Source organism: Streptomyces sp. TLI_105, from assembly GCF_900105415.1.
In the GTDB taxonomy this organism is placed as follows: domain Bacteria; phylum Actinomycetota; class Actinomycetes; order Streptomycetales; family Streptomycetaceae; genus Streptomyces.
On record NZ_FNSM01000001.1, the window covers coordinates 1,953,860 to 1,969,112 of the forward strand.

At 70.0% G+C, this 15,253-nt stretch carries 11 protein-coding genes; 2 read left to right on the forward strand and 9 right to left on the reverse strand.

The genetic code is table 11. From position 1 onward, the window contains the following. Positions 1–14: 14 nt before the first annotated feature. A complete protein-coding gene (locus BLW86_RS08990) occupies positions 15–1,229 on the forward strand; it encodes a thiolase family protein (RefSeq protein WP_093873537.1) in 1,215 nt (404 codons plus the stop codon). Continuing rightward, positions 1,226–3,364, forward strand: a complete 2,139-nt coding sequence (locus tag BLW86_RS08995; RefSeq protein ID WP_093873538.1) for a 3-hydroxyacyl-CoA dehydrogenase NAD-binding domain-containing protein — start codon at positions 1,226–1,228, stop codon at positions 3,362–3,364. The genes BLW86_RS08990 and BLW86_RS08995 overlap by 4 nt, the downstream gene beginning before the upstream one ends. 78 nt (positions 3,365–3,442) lie before the next feature. On the opposite strand, the gene BLW86_RS09000 is transcribed toward BLW86_RS08995, so the two are convergent. The 9 genes from BLW86_RS09000 to BLW86_RS09040 all read right to left on the reverse strand — a co-directional run bounded on the left by BLW86_RS09000 (position 3,443) and on the right by BLW86_RS09040 (position 15,181). Beyond that, on the reverse strand, positions 3,443–4,522 hold the full coding sequence (locus BLW86_RS09000; RefSeq protein WP_093873539.1) for a PLL family lectin: 1,080 nt from the start codon (positions 4,520–4,522) through the stop codon (positions 3,443–3,445). Between the two features lie 108 nt (positions 4,523–4,630). Continuing rightward, positions 4,631–6,145: an amino acid permease gene (locus tag BLW86_RS09005; RefSeq protein WP_093873540.1), complete on the reverse strand. Its 1,515-nt coding sequence runs from the start codon at positions 6,143–6,145 to the stop codon at positions 4,631–4,633. Positions 6,146–6,264: 119 nt separating this feature from the next. Next, positions 6,265–8,184, reverse strand: coding sequence for a 1-deoxy-D-xylulose-5-phosphate synthase (dxs, locus tag BLW86_RS09010; protein ID WP_093873541.1), 1,920 nt, complete (start codon positions 8,182–8,184; stop codon positions 6,265–6,267). Positions 8,185–8,394: 210 nt separating this feature from the next. Further along, positions 8,395–9,693, reverse strand: a complete 1,299-nt coding sequence (locus BLW86_RS09015) for a sugar ABC transporter permease (RefSeq protein WP_093873542.1) — start codon at positions 9,691–9,693, stop codon at positions 8,395–8,397. Beyond that, positions 9,690–10,478, reverse strand: a complete 789-nt coding sequence (locus BLW86_RS09020) for an ATP-binding cassette domain-containing protein (RefSeq protein WP_015037000.1) — start codon at positions 10,476–10,478, stop codon at positions 9,690–9,692. Before BLW86_RS09020 ends, BLW86_RS09015 begins: the two co-directional genes overlap by 4 nt. Before the next feature lie 274 nt (positions 10,479–10,752). Continuing rightward, entirely contained in the window at positions 10,753–11,817 is a 1,065-nt protein-coding gene (locus BLW86_RS09025) for a sugar ABC transporter substrate-binding protein (protein ID WP_093873543.1), read from the reverse strand. A gap of 122 nt (positions 11,818–11,939) precedes the next feature. Beyond that, a complete protein-coding gene (locus BLW86_RS09030; protein ID WP_093873544.1) occupies positions 11,940–13,151 on the reverse strand; it encodes an ROK family transcriptional regulator in 1,212 nt (403 codons plus the stop codon). A 162-nt stretch (positions 13,152–13,313) separates the two neighbouring features. Then, on the reverse strand, positions 13,314–14,252 hold the full coding sequence (locus tag BLW86_RS09035) for a carbohydrate ABC transporter permease (RefSeq protein WP_093873545.1): 939 nt from the start codon (positions 14,250–14,252) through the stop codon (positions 13,314–13,316). Beyond that, complete coding sequence (locus BLW86_RS09040; protein ID WP_093873546.1) at positions 14,252–15,181, reverse strand: carbohydrate ABC transporter permease; 930 nt, start codon at positions 15,179–15,181, stop codon at positions 14,252–14,254. The genes BLW86_RS09035 and BLW86_RS09040 overlap by 1 nt, the downstream gene beginning before the upstream one ends. Positions 15,182–15,253 lie beyond the last annotated feature (72 nt).

Consider the following 15,253-nt stretch of genomic DNA (forward strand, 5'->3'; position numbering starts at 1 on the left):
GGAGGAGAGCCATCGTGCCTCGTACCGTCAGGGACGTCGTCTTCGTCGACGGCGTCCGCACCCCGTTCGGCAAGGCGGGCCCGAAGGGCATCTACCACGAGACCCGCGCCGACGACCTCGTCGTGAAGGCCATCCGGGAGCTGCTGCGCCGCAACCCGGGCCTCGACCCCGCGAAGATCGACGAGGTCGCCATCGCCGCGACCACGCAGATCGGCGACCAGGGCCTGACCCTCGGCCGCACGGCGGGCATCCTCGCCGGGCTGCCGCAGTCGGTGCCGGGCTACTCCATCGACCGCATGTGCGCCGGTGCCCTCACGGCCGTGACGAGCGTCGCCGGTTCGATCGCCTTCGGCGCGTACGACGCCGTCATCGCCGGTGGCGTCGAGCACATGGGCCGCCACCCCATGGGCGAGGGCGTCGACCCGAACCCGCGGTTCGTCAGCGAGAAGCTGGTCGACGAGTCCGCCCTCTTCATGGGCATGACCGCCGAGAACCTGCACGACCGCTACCCGAGCATCACCAAGCAGCGCGCCGACGAGTACGCCGTGCGCTCGCAGGAGAAGGCCGCCAAGGCGTACGCCGACGGCAAGATCCAGCAGGACCTGGTGCCGATCTCGGTGCGCCGCACCGACCCCGCGGGCGGCGAGACCGGCTGGGGCCTGGTCACCGCCGACGAGCCGATGCGCCCGGGCACCACCCTGGAGTCGCTGGCCAACCTGAAGACGCCGTTCCGCGTCCACGGCAACGTCACCGCGGGCAACGCGGCCGGTCTCAACGACGGCGCCACCGCCTCGATCATCGCCTCCGAGGACTTCGCCCGGGAGAACGACCTCCCGGTCAAGATGCGCCTCGTCTCCTACGCCTTCGCCGGCGTCGAGCCCGAGGTCATGGGCTACGGCCCGATCCCGGCGACCGAGAAGGCCCTCGCGCAGGCCGGTCTGTCCATCGAGGACATCGGCCTCTTCGAGATCAACGAGGCCTTCGCGGTCCAGGTCCTCGCGTTCCTGGAGCACTACGGCATCGCCGACGACGACGCCCGCGTGAACCAGTACGGCGGCGCGATCGCCTACGGTCACCCGCTCGCCTCCTCCGGCGTCCGTCTGATGACGCAGCTGGCCCGCCAGTTCGAGGAGCACCCGGAGGTCCGCTACGGCCTCAACACGATGTGCGTCGGCTTCGGCATGGGCGCCACGGTCATCTGGGAAAACCCCCACTGGGAGGGCAAGTGAGCACCACCGCCGAGCTTCTGAAGGGCGCCGCCGAGCTCTTCCCGGACGAGGTCGTCACCAGCGCCCACGTACGGCACTTCGAACTGCCCACGGGTGCGGGCCGGTTCGCGCTGATCACGCTGGACAACGGCTTCGACCACACCAAGCCGACCACCTTCGGCCCGCAGTCCCTCGCCAACCTGAACGCGGCGATCGACCAGGTCGAGGCCGAGGCCGCGAACGGTGAGATCGTCGGCGTCGGCATCACCGGCAAGCCGTTCATCTTCGCCGTCGGCGCCGACCTCAAGGGCGTCGAGCTGCTCAAGAAGCACGACGAGGCGCTCGCCATCGGCAAGGGCGGCCACGACGTCTTCAAGCGTCTGTCCGCGCTCGCCGTGCCGACCTTCGCGTACTACAACGGCGCGGCCATGGGCGGCGGCGTCGAGGTCGGTCTGCACTGCACCTACCGCACCGTGTCGAAGGCCCTGCCGGCCTTCTCGCTGCCCGAGGTCTTCCTCGGCCTGGTGCCCGGCTGGGGCGGCTGCGCCATCCTGCCGAACCTGATCGGTGCCGAGAAGGCCGTCTCGGTCATCATCGAGAACTCGCTCAACCAGAACCGCCAGCTCAAGGGCAAGCAGGTCTTCGAGCTCGGCATCGCCGACGCCCTCTTCGAGGGCGCCGACTTCCTGGAGCAGTCGCTGATCTGGACCGCCTCGGTCCTCAAGGGCGACGTCACCGTGGACCGTCCCGAGGTCGACCGCGGCGAGGCCTGGGACCAGGCCGTCGCCAAGGGCCGCGCCATCGCCGACTCCAAGGTGCACGGCGCCGCCCCGGCCGCCTACCGCGCCCTCGACATCATCGAGGCCGCCAAGGACGGCGACCTGCAGAAGGGCTTCGACGCCGAGGACCAGGCCCTCGCGGACCTGATCATGGGCGGCGAGCTCCGCTCCGGCATCTACGCCTTCAACCTGGTGCAGAAGCGCGGCAAGCGCCCGGCCGGTGCCCCGGACAAGTCCCTGGCCCGCCCGGTCACCAAGGTCGGTGTCGTCGGCGCCGGTCTGATGGCCTCCCAGCTCGCCCTGCTCTTCCTGCGCCGCCTCGAGGTGCCGGTCGTCCTGACCGACATCGACCAGGAGCGCGTCGACAAGGGCGTGGGCTACGTCCACGGCGAGATCGACAAGCTGCTCGGCAAGGGCCGCATCAACCAGGACAAGGCCAACCGCCTCAAGGGCCTGGTCTCCGGTGTCCTGGACAAGGCCGAGGGCTTCGCGGACGCGGACTTCATCATCGAGGCCGTGTTCGAGGAGATGTCCGTCAAGCAGAAGGTGTTCGCGGAGGTCGAGGCCGTCGCTCCGGCGCACGCGATCCTCGCCACCAACACCTCCTCGCTGTCGGTCTCCGAGATGGCGTCCAAGCTCCAGCACCCGGAGCGCGTGGTCGGCTTCCACTTCTTCAACCCCGTCGCGGTCCTCCCGCTCCTGGAGATCGTCAAGGGCGAGCAGACCGACGACGCCTCCCTGGCCACCGCCTTCGGCGTCGCCAAGAAGCTGAAGAAGACCGCGGTCCTCACCAAGGACGCCCCGGCGTTCGTCGTGAACCGCATCCTGACCCGCTTCATGGGCGAGATCCAGAACGTCATCGACGAGGGCACCTCCGTCGAGACGGCGGAGAAGGCGGTCGAGCCGCTCGGCCTGCCGATGTCCCCGCTGGTCCTCCTGGAGCTCGTCGGCCCGGCCATCGGTCTGCACGTCTCCGAGACCCTGAACCGCGCCTTCCCGGAGCGCTTCACGGTCTCCCCCAACCTGAAGGCCGTCGTCGAGGCCGGCAAGCGCGGCTTCTACGTCTACAAGCCGGAGAACGGCTTCAAGCCGGAGCTCGACCCCGAGGTCGCCGCGCTCCTGAAGCAGGGCGACGTCGTCCTGACGGAGGAGCAGGTCCGCGACCGCGTCCTCGACGCGGTGGCGCAGGAGATCGGCCTCATGCTGGAGGAGGGTGTCGTCGCCGAGGCGCAGGACATCGACCTCTGCCTGATCACCGGTGCGGGCTGGCCCTTCCACCTGGGCGGCATCACGCCGTACCTGGACCGTGAGGGCGTCTCCGAGCGCGTCAACGGCAAGCGTTTCCTGGCGCAGGGCGTGGCGAGCGTCCCGGCGTAACACCTCAGGGCGCATGACGGACGGCCCCGGCACCTTCCCAGGTGCCGGGGCCGTCCGCCGTCCGTCGGAGGGGCGGGCTCACCCTATGGAGCGCCAGCCTTCGAGCAGCAGCCCCTCGGCTCCCGCCTTCTGACGGGCGGTGACCGGCGTGCGCCCGTCGGCGACGGTCATCACGACCAGACCGCCGTCGAGGCCCCGGGTGAGGACGGCGTCCAGGTTCCCGTGCCGCTCCCCGGTCTCCGACCAGTTCAGGCCCTCCGCCTCCTGCTCGCTGGGGTAGGCGGCGAGGGCGAGCCGGCCGTCCTCGGACTGCTGGGCGAGGACCGTGCAGTCGAAGCCGTCGATGAGACAGCGGGCGGCGGACAGCCGGCCGGTGCCGACGGCCTTGCCCAGCGGCGTCGGCTGCAGGGAGCGCTCCGGCGACCAGGCCATGACCCGGCCCTCCTGGTCGAGGTAGAAGAGCGTCGCGTGCCCGGAGGGGCCGGTGACGGCCGCGAGGGTGCCCATGGTCACCGAGGCGGGCAGTATCTCCTCGCGGAGCGGCTTCGCCCCGGCTTCGCGCTGTACGTAGCGGACGAGGCCCGTGGCGTGCGAGCTGTACAGCTCGACGAGGCCGGAGCCGTTGGTGAGGGCGACCGGCGAGGGGTCGGTCCTGGAGCCCTTCAGGTCCCACCAGGGGTGCCAACCGCCCGCGTCCTTCTGGGCGCGGACGCTGAGGCCGCCGCCGCCGTTCCGCACGAAGGCGTAGACGCGGCCCTGGGCGTCCACGGCGACGGCGGGGTTGCCGGTCCAGGGGCCCTTGCCGTTCGAGTGCCCCAGGGGCCGCCAGGCGGCCGCGGGACGGCCCGTCTGGAACTGGACGGCGTGCACCAGCTCGACGTGGTCCTCGTCCCCGCCCGTCGGCCGCAGGCCGACGAGGTGGACGTAGCGGTCGGCGCCCTGGCCGACGGCGAGGAAGGGGGTCAGGCCGTCGCCGCCGAGGGAGACGGGGCCGCTCCAGCCGCCGCCGGGCTCCTCGGTCCAGCGCACCACCTCGCCGTCCCGGGGCAGGTAGGCGCTGAACCGGCCCTCCTCCCCTCTGGTCAGCCAGCCGCCCTGGAGCACGGGGGCGGCGGGGCCGTGAGGATGGTCGGTGGGGGCGTGGGATCGATTCGCCATGGGGGGATCCAGCACTCCGGTCGTCGGGAGGAGTTCGGGTACGAGCCGACTTTAGTCGCCCTCCCGGACGGTCTCCGCCGCGCCCGGGGCCCCACTGCCCCGGCCCGCTCAGTACTGGGCGCTCCGGCCCTCCCGGCCGAGCCGGCTGTGACTGCGTCCGTACAGGAAGTACACGAAGAAGCCGATCACCATCCAGACGGCGAACCGGAACCAGGTCTCGCCCGGCAGGTTGAGCATCAGCCAGAACGAGGCGGCGATGGAGAGGATCGGCAGCACGGGCACCCAGGGGGTGCGGAAGGCGCGCGGCAGGTCGGGGCGGGTGCGGCGGAGCACCATGACGCCGACGGCGACGACGACGAAGGCGAAGAGGGTGCCGATGTTCACCAGGGTCGCCAGTTCGTTGATGCTGGTGAAGCCGGCGACGATCGCGATGATCACACCCAGCAGGATGGTCGGCCGGTACGGGGTCCTGAACCGGGGGTGCGTGACGGAGAAGAAGCGCGGCAGCAGACCGTCGCGGCTCATCGCGAAGAAGACGCGGGTCTGGCCGAGCAGCAGGATCAGACAGACGGTGGTGAGGCCGACGGCGGCGCCGAAGCTGATCACGCCCGCGTAGAACGGGTGTCCCGCCGCCTTGAAGGCATCGGCGAGCGGGGCGCTCACGGACAGCTCGGTGTAGTGCTGCATGCCGGTGACGACGAGGGCCACGGCCACGTACAGCACGGTGCAGATGAAGAGCGAGCCGAGGATGCCCCGGGGCATGTCCCGCTGCGGCAGCTTGGTCTCCTCGGCGGCGGTGGCCACCACGTCGAAGCCGATGAAGGCGAAGAAGACGACGGAGGCGGCGGTGAAGATGCCCATGACGCCGAAGTTCGTCGGCGCGTAGCCGAAGATCGTCTGGACCAGCGGGGAGTTCCAGTTGTCGCCGCCGCCCTCGGGGGTGACGGCCTTCGGGATGAAGGGCTTGTAGTTGTCGCCGACGATGAAGAACAGGCCGGCGATGATCACGATCATCACCACGGTCACCTTGATCGCGACGACGACCGCGGTGATCCGGGCGGAGAGCTTCATGCCCAGGACGAGGACGACGGTCAGCACGAGGACGAGCAGGAACGCCAGGATGTCGAAGGTGCCGCCCCCGACGTCCGGGCCTTCGAGCGAGGCCGGCAGGTGCCAGCCGATGTTGTCCATCAGGGATCTGACGTACCCGGACCAGCCGACGGCGACCACCGCCGTGCCGAGGGCGAACTCCAGGACCAGGTCCCAGCCGATGATCCAGGCGGGCAGCTCGCCGATCGAGGCGTACGCGAAGGTGTACGCCGATCCCGCCACCGGCACCGTCGAGGCGAACTCGGCGTAGCACAGGGCGGCGAGGGCGCAGACGATGCCGGCGGCGACGAAGGCGAGGGCGGTGGCTGGTCCGGCGTTCTCCTTGGCGACCTTGCCGGTGAGGACGAAGATGCCGGTGCCGATGATGACGCCGACGCCGAACACCGTCAGGTCCCAGGCCGACAGGGACTTCCGGAGCGCGTGCTCCGGCTCCTCCGTGTCGCGGATCGACTGCTCGACCGTCTTGGTCCGGAGCACTCCGGTATTGGCGCGTGGCTGCTGGTCCGTACTCACGTGCACCTCCCTGCCATGGGGCTGCCCGCCCTGTGGCCAGAATGCACGCGAAAGGGCCGGTCGGCACTCCGAAGAGTGAGCCGACCGGCCCAAAGGTGACGCCGGGTGATGCCGATCCGTCAGTCGCGGGCGGGCTCCACGGCCTTGGCGCTGCTCTCGAAGCGGCCGTCGAGCCGCGAGACCAGACCGGTGACCTGGCGCGCGATGTCCGGGGCGGTCAGCCCGATCTCGGCCAGGACCTCGCCGCGGGAGGCGTGGTCGAGGAAGCGCGGCGGGATGCCGAAGTCACGCAGCGGTACGTCCACACCGGCGTCGCGCAGCGCCTGGGCGACGGCGGAGCCGACACCGCCGACGCGGCTGTTGTCCTCGACGGTGACGACGACCCGGTGGCGCTCGGCCAGCGGGGCGAGGGCCTCGTCGACCGGCTTGACCCAGCGGGGGTCGACGACGGTGGTGGAGATGCCCTGCTTGTCGAGCAGGTCGGCGATCTCCAGGCACATCGGCGCGAGGGCGCCCACGGAGACCAGGAGGACGTCCGGCCGCTCGCTGTCGGCCTCGCGGAGCACGTCCATGCCGCCGACGCGGCGCACGGCGGGGACGGCCGGGCCGACCGCGCCCTTGGAGAAGCGCACCACGGTCGGGGCGTCGGTGACCTCGACGGCCTCGCGCAGCTGGGCGCGGACCTGGTCGGCGTCGCGCGGGGCGGCGAGCCGCAGACCGGGCACGACCTGGAGGATCGACATGTCCCACATGCCGTTGTGCGAGGCGCCGTCGGTGCCGGTGACGCCGGCCCGGTCCAGGACGAAGGTGACGCCGCACTTGTGCAGGGCCACGTCCATCAGGACCTGGTCGAAGGCGCGGTTGAGGAAGGTCGCGTAGACCGCGAAGACCGGGTGGAGGCCGCCGGTGGCGAGGCCGGCCGCGGAGACCGCGCCGTGCTGCTCGGCGATGCCGACGTCGAAGACCCGCTCGGGGAAGGCCTTGGCGAACTTGTCGAGGCCGACGGGCTGGAGCATGGCCGCGGTGATGGCGACGATGTCCTCGCGCTCCTTGCCGAGCGCCACCATCTCCTCGCCGAAGACCGAGGTCCAGTCGGCGCCGGAGGAGGCGATGGGCAGGCCGGTGTCGGGGTGGATCTTGCCGACGGCGTGGAAGCGGTCGGCCTCGTCCTGGAGGGCGGGCTGGTAGCCGCGGCCCTTCTCGGTGAGGCAGTGGACGATCACGGGGCCGCCGAAGCGCTTGGCGCGCGTGAGGGCGGACTCCAGGGCCTCGATGTCGTGGCCGTCGATGGGGCCGACGTACTTGAGGCCGAGGTCCTCGAACATGCCCTGCGGGGCGATGAAGTCCTTGAGGCCCTTCTTGGCCCCGTGCAGGGTCTCGTAGAGCGGCTTCCCGACGACCGGGGTGCGCTCCAGGATGTCCTTGCCGCGGGCGAGGAAGCGCTCGTAGCCATCGGTGGTGCGCAGGGTGGCCAGGTGGTTGGCGAGGCCGCCGATGGTGGGCGCGTAGGAGCGCTCGTTGTCGTTGACGACGATGACGAGCGGGCGGTCCTTGGCGGCGGCGATGTTGTTCAGCGCCTCCCAGGCCATGCCGCCGGTGAGGGCGCCGTCGCCGATGACCGCGACGACGTGGTCGTCCTTCTTCAGGACCTCGTTCGCCTTGGCCAGGCCGTCGGCCCAGCCGAGGACGGTGGAGGCGTGCGAGTTCTCGATGACGTCGTGCTCGGACTCGGCCTGCGAGGGGTAGCCGGAGAGGCCGCCCTTCATCTTGAGCTTCGAGAAGTCCTGGCGTCCGGTGAGGAGCTTGTGGACGTAGCTCTGGTGGCCGGTGTCCCAGAGGACCTTGTCCTTCGGGGAGTCGAACACCCGGTGCAGGGCGATGGTCAGCTCGACCACACCGAGGTTGGGGCCGAGGTGCCCGCCGGTCTTGGAGACGGCGTCCACGAGGAACGTCCTGATCTCGTCGGCCAGCTGGTCCAGCTGTTCCGGGGAGAGCCGGTCCAGATCTCGCGGTCCCCTGATACGGGTCAGCAGAGCCACCCGTTCCTCCTTGCTTTGAGCTGGTCGAGCTTGCCGATTTGTCGAGTCTAATGTTCCGTCTTGGATCGTGGGCATCGGGCCGGGGGGTGAGGCGTCACCCTCACGGCCGACAAGCCGCTGATCTGTACGGCTCTGTACGCGCGCGTGTACTGCTCCGGACGCGCGTCAGCCCGGCACCGGTTTCCCGGTGCCGGGCTGCTGTGACGGGTGTTACGCGCGGCCGGCCGTCTTCTGCGTGCGGCGGGAGACCGAGTCGATGATCACGGCGATGAGCAGGACCGCTCCGGTGATCATGTACTGGATCGCGTTCGAGGACAGGTTCATCTGGTTGAGGCCCTGGACGATCGACTGGATGACCAGGATGCCCAGGAGCGCCGACCAGACCTTGCCGCGTCCGCCGAACAGGGACGTGCCGCCGATGACCGCGGCCGCGATGCACATCATCAGCTGGTTGCCGCCGCCGAGGGAGCGGTCGGCGCCGCCCGTCGCGGAGGCGAGGAAGAGACCGCCGATGGCGCCCATCGTGCCGGAGATCATGAAGACCGAGATCCGGATCCACGAGACGTTGATGCCCGCGCGGCGGGCGGCCTCGATGCCGCCGCCGACCGCGAAGACCTGGCGGCCGTACGTGGTGCGGCGCAGGACGAAGTCGGTGACGAGCAGGATCACCAGGAAGATCACCAGGGAGAGCGGCAGGCCCTGCTCCTGGTTGAAGCCGTACGCGGCGACGAGGACCAGGACCGCGAGGACGGCGGTGCGCAGGATGATCTCGCTCTGCGGGCGGTGCGGCAGCTCGGCGGTCTTGCGACGGCGGGAGTCGCGCAGCTGGGCGAGGTAGAAGGCGGCGACGACGACCACGGCGAGGCCGTAGGCGGCGGCGACGTCGGAGAAGTAGTACTTGGTGAGGTCGCCGACGAAGCTGCCGATCGGGGTGGGGATGGTCGACCGGTCGCCCATCACCCAGGTCTGCAGACCGGCCCAGCCGAGGAAGCCGGCGAGGGTGACGACGAAGGCGGGCACGCCGATCTTGGCGAAGACCAGGCCGTGGAAGGCGCCGATCAGGGTGCCGGACAGGATGCCGAGGAGGATGGCGAGGCCGTCGGGCATGTCGGTGCCGAGGACGCCCCAGACCGAGCCGGCCAGACCCGCCACGGAGCCGACGGCGAGGTCGATCTCGCCGAGCAGCAGGACGAAGACGATGCCGACGGCCATGATGCCGGGGCCGACCGCGTACAGCGTGATCTGGTCGAGGTTGTACGAGGTGATGAAGTTGCCGGTGAGGGCCTGGAAGACGATGCCGATGACGATCAGGCCGACGACGACGGGCAGCGAGCCGATCTCGCCCGAGCGGATCTTGCGCTTGAACTCGTCGACGTAGCCCTTGAAGCCCTGCTCGCGGACGAGGAGGCGGGGGTCGACGGCGGGGACCGCGGCGGCGGCCGGGGCCGCCTCCTCGCCCGCGCGCGGCTCCGGCACGGTGTCCTCGGAGGTGCTGGGGGTCGTGCTCACTTCGCTACCTCCGCGTTGCGGGCCTGGCGGCGGGTCACGGCGTTGTCCGTGGCTCCGGTGATCGCGGCGATGATCTCTTCGTGCGTGGTGGTGGCCACCGGGAAGGTGCCGTTGTTGCGGCCGAGGCGCAGCACGGCCACGGTGTCGGCGACGGCCTTGACGTCGGCCATGTTGTGGCTGATGAGGATGACGCCGAGGCCCTGCTCGCGCAGCCGCTCGACCAGGTCGAGGACCTGCGCGGTCTGCTCGACGCCGAGCGCGGCGGTGGGCTCGTCCAGGATCACGATCTTCGGGTCGCCGACCAGGGCGCGGGCGATGGCCACGACCTGCCGCTGGCCGCCGGAGAGGGCGGCGACGGGGATGCGGACGCTGGGGATGCGGATGGAGAGCGTGGAGAGCAGGTCCTTGGCCCGCTTCTCCATGGCGACCTCGTCGAGGACGCCGCCCTTCTTGATCTCGCGGCCGAGGAACAGGTTGGCGACGACGTCGAGGTTGTCGCAGAGCGCGAGGTCCTGGTAGACGGTCGCGACACCGAGGTTCTGGGAGTCGTGCGGGCGCTGGATCTCGACGCGCTCGCCCTCCCACTCGATGACGCCCTCGTCGATGGGGTGCACGCCGGCGATCGTCTTGACCAGCGTGGACTTTCCCGCTCCGTTGTCGCCGACGAGCGCGACGACCTCTCCTGCGTGGACTTCGAGATCGACACCGGAGAGGACCTGGACCGCTCCGAATCGCTTGAAGATCCCGCGCAACGCCAGCACGGGCGTCTGGGACACGTGAACCAACTCCTTCGCCGCCCGCGGGCGGCGGCATGTCGCGCCGCCGGTGCAGCGCCAAAGTACGAGGGGGCTGAGCTCGTCCGGCCCCCGGACCGACAGCGGGGTCTGGGTCGGCCGGGGGCCGGACGGGCTGGGGGCGGATCCGGGCGTCGTGCGCCGGCCTTGTTACCGGGGGTCTTCACCCTCTGTACTCGGGGCCGCGCGGCGCCCGCTTCGGGGCGGCTCACGCCGGGATCCGGGCCGGCCGGGCCCACGCGGGGCCCGGCCGGGTCGGGCGGGGTTACTTGATGCCCAGCTCGGTGCACTTGGCGGCGAGGTCCGCCGTGCAGAGGTCCGCGGCCTTGTAGATGCCGTCCTTGACGACCGTGGACTGGATGTTGGTCTTGTCGACCACGACCGGGGCGAAGAGGGTGGAGGGCACGCCGTCCGTCTTGCCCTGGGCGCCGAGGTCCTTGCCCTTGAGCAGGTTCACCGCGAACTTGGCGGCCTCGGGGGCCAGCTGGAGCGGCGACTTGTAGATGGTGAAGGTCTGGGAGCCGGCGATGATGCGCTGGATGCCCGCGACCTCGGCGTCCTGGCCGCCCACCGGGATGCCCTTGACGCCGGCGTTCTCGAGGGAGGTGATGATGCCGCCGGCCATGCCGTCGTTCGCGGAGTAGACGGCGCCGATCTTGTCCTTGCCCACCGAGGAGATCGCGGCGGACATCTTCTCGCCCGCGACCTTCGGGTCCCACTCGCCGGAGGCCTCGTAGGCGATCTTGCCGACCTTGCCGTCGAGGGCGGTGTGGGCGCCCTTCTTGAACAGGGCGGCGTTCGGGTCCTTCTCGTCGCCGTTGATCATCACGACGTTGGCGGTGGCGGCCTTCGCGCCGAGCGCGGTCAGCAGGGCCTGGCCCTGGAGCTCGCCGACCTTGTTGTTGTCGTGGCTGACGTAGGCGTCGGCGCCCGGGACGGCGCGGTCGTACGCGACGACCTTGACGCCCTTGGCCTTCGCGTCCTTGACCCAGCCCTCGGCCTTGGCGGCGTCGACCGGGTCGAGGGCGATGACCTTCACGCCGTCGGCGATCAGCTGGTCGAACTGCTGCTTCTGCTTCACGACGTCGGAGACCGCGTTGTTGTAGACGATCTCGCAGTCCGAGCAGGCGGCCTTGACGGCCTTCTCGAACTGGGGCTTGTCCAGGGCCTCGTAACGCGAGGTCTTGTTCTCCGGCAGGAGCAGACCGATCTTGGTCGAGCTGCCCTTGTCGCCGCTGTCGCCGCCACCGGCCTGGCCGCAGGCGGCGAGCGAGAGGGCCATCGAGACCGCGGCCGTGGCTATGACGGCACGACGCGTCACTGCGTTCATGTGGGGTTGCCTCCCTGACGAGGCCGCGACGGTGCGGCCGAGGTGTCCCGAAGTCAACTCGGCCGTAACGTCGCCGTCAAGAAGTAAATCCTTAACGAGATGACAACGACGGTGTTCGTTATCTAAGTGAAGGCAAGGCGGGAGGACGGAGCGGCCGCGGGCAACGCACTCCCCAACAGGGTCGAATCGCCCATTTCGCTCAGTACGAGGGCGAGGGCGCCGAGCACCTCGGCGCGGCCGCCGAGGGCCCCCTGGGCCAGCGAGAGCTGCCGGGCGGCACTGGGGATCGCGTACCGCGAGACGGAGTCCCTGATGGGCGCGAGGACCAGCTCACCGGCCTCGGCGAGGTCGCCGCCGAGCACCACCCGGCTGGGGTTGAGGAGGTTGCAGAGGTTGGCGATGCCGCTGCCGATGTGCCGTCCGACGTCGGCGATCACCCGGCGGCAGCCGGGGTCGCCCTCCCGGGCCAGCTGGACGACCCGCTCCATGGTCAGATCGGGGCCGTGGCTCGGCTGGAGCAACGGCAGGACGTAGCGCGCGGCGGTGAAGGTCTCCAGGCAGCCGCGGTTGCCGCAGCGGCAGACCGGGCCCGACTCGTCCAGGGTGATGTGCCCGATCTCCCCGGCGGTGCCGCCGGGCCCCCGGTAGACCCGCCCGTCGATGACGAGTCCGGCGCCGACGCCGCTGGCCACCTTGATGTAGGCCAGGTCCTTGACGCCCCGGCCGCTGCCCCAGACGAGCTCGCCGAGCGCGCCGAGGTTGGCGTCGTTGTCGACGTGCACGGGGACGCCGAGCCGGCCGGAGAGCTCCTCGGCGGGGTTGATGCCGCTCCAGCCCGGCAGGATCGAGGTCGAGCCGAGGGTCCCGGAGGACACGTCGATCGGACCGGGCACGCCGAGGCCGACGCCGATCACCTTGTCGGGGCCGATGCCGGTGGCCCGGATCAGCCGCTTGACCAGCTGCTCGGCGCGGTCGAAGCCCTCGGCGGCGGAGCCGTCCACGTCGAGCGGCTCGGCCTCCTCGGCGAGCACCTGGTGGGCGAGGTTGCCGACGGCGACCCGCAGGTGGGTGTGGCCGAAGTCCACGCCGATCACGATGCCTGCGTCGCCGGAGAGCGAGACGCTGCGGGCCCGGCGGCCCCCTGCGGACGTCGGCGTGACCTCGACGGTGCCGCCGTCCTTCAGCTCCCGCACGATGTTGGAGACCGTGGCGGCGGAGAGGCCCGTCGTCCGGGCGATCTCCGCTTGGGTGAGCGAGCCGGCCATGCGCACCGCCCGGACGACCCGTTCGAGATTGGCCCTGTGCAGAGACGTCTGCGACCCAGGAGTCTCCATCGACTCACTCACTCCCACCGTTTTCTCCAACATGTGAACTCTAAGGGGACTCTTTCGGCTTGGTCCCCGTCAAGACCTTGAGTGTCGGACGGTGAGCGTCACACGACGCGCGGGGCCCCCGGCGCGGATGCGCCGGGGGCCCCGGAGAACGCGGTGGCGGGGTTACTTCACGGCGCCGGCGGTGAGGCCGGCCACCACCTGCCGCTGGAAGACGATGTACGCCGCGAGGACCGGGAGCATCGCCATCACCAGGCCGGCGAAGAGGCCGGACCAGTCGCCCTTGTAGCCCTGGCTGACGGCCAGCTGGACGAGGCCCTGCGAGAGCACCTTCTTCTCCGGCTCGGTGTTGAGCACCGTCGGCAGCAGGTACTGGTTCCACTGGCCGAGGAAGTTGAAGATGCCGACGCTGATGAGGCCGGGCTTGGCCATCGGCAGCATCACCTGGAAGAAGGTCCGGGTGTGCGAGGCGCCGTCCACGAAGGCCGCCTCCGCCACCGAGGTCGGCAGGGTGCGGAAGAAGGCCGTGAGGAAGAAGACGGTGAACGGCAGCGAGTACGCGATGTAGACCAGGATCAGGCCGTGCAGCGTGTTGAGCAGGGCCATGTTCTGGAGCACGTAGAAGAGCGGCACGAGCGCCAGGATGACCGGGAAGCTCATCCCTCCGATGAAGAGGAAGTAGATGAAGCGGTTTCCCGGGAAGTCGAAGCGGGCCAGGACGTAGGCCGCCATCGAGCCGAGGAGGAGCGTGCCGAGGAGCGAGCCGCCCACCACCAGGAGGGTGTTCAGGAAGTAGTCGCTCATGTGCGCCTCGGTCCAGGCGCGCGACCAGTTCTCGAAGTGCAGCTTGTCGGGCAGCGACCAGGGGGAGGTGAAGATCGCCTTGTCGGTCTTGAAGGAGGTCATGACCGCCCAGAGCAGCGGCATGACGACCATGATCGCCCAGACGATCAGGACGCCGTGCGAGAAGACGTTGAGGGTCGCGCCCTCGGCCCTGGCGGTCCTGCGCGGGGCGGGCGCCGTCGTCTTGGTGACCGTGGGGCCCGGGCCGGCCGGGGAGCCGGGGGTCTCGACGCCGGTGGTGGCAGTGTCGGTCGTCTTCATCAGAACTCCAGCCGCTCGCGCCGGCCCACCTTCATCACGACGGCCGCGAAGGCCAGCGTGACGATGAGGAGCGCGACACCGATGGTCGTTGCGTAGGCGGCCTGACCGTCCCGGAACGCCTTCTGGTACACGTACAGCGGAAGGACGATGGTGGAGAAGTCGGGTCCGCCGCCGTTGGGGCCGACGGTCATGATCTGGACGACGGCGAAGGATTCCGCGCCGAGCGCGAGGATGCCCATGTAGATCCAGCCGGACTGCACGGTGTCCCAGAGCAGCGGCATGGTGATCTTGAAGAACGTGGTGAAGCGGTTCGCGCCGTCGAGCAGGGCCGCCTCGTAGAAGTCCCTCGGAATGGAGGCCATGCCGGCCGAGAAGAGGACGACGAAGAATCCGACCGTGGACCAGACGAGGACGACCATCACGCAGATGAGGGCGAGGTCCGGATCTCCGAGCCAGTCCGGCTGGACGCTGTCGAGACCGATGCCCTTCAACACGGAATTGATGGCTCCGCTGTTCGGGTTGTACGCGAACTGGAAGAGCAGCGCGACGATCGCGATCGACAGCACCTGCGGGAAGAAATAGACGATCTTGTAGAAAGAGGACCCGCGCACACCCGCGATCGCCGCGCCCCTGCGGCGCCGACCGCCGACATTGAGCATGAAGGCGAAGAAAAGCGCGAGCCCCACGGTCACCAGGGGCAGCACCACCGCGAAGGTCAGACTGTGCTGGAGCGATTTCCAGAAGACCTCGTCGTCCAGCATCCTGCTGTAGTTGTCGAATCCGACCATCCCGAATTCGGGACTCAGTCCGGTCCAGTCCGTGAACGAGTAGTAGATGGACTGGATGAACGGCCAGATGACGAACAGCACGTAGAGCGCGAGGGGGGCCGCCAGGAACCCCACGATGAAACGGTACTTTCCGTGTTGCATTCCTACCGACCCCGATCTTCCCGCGGAGACGCGCCGCTGGTGCCACGCGCCGTGGGGCCGGGGCCCGCTCCC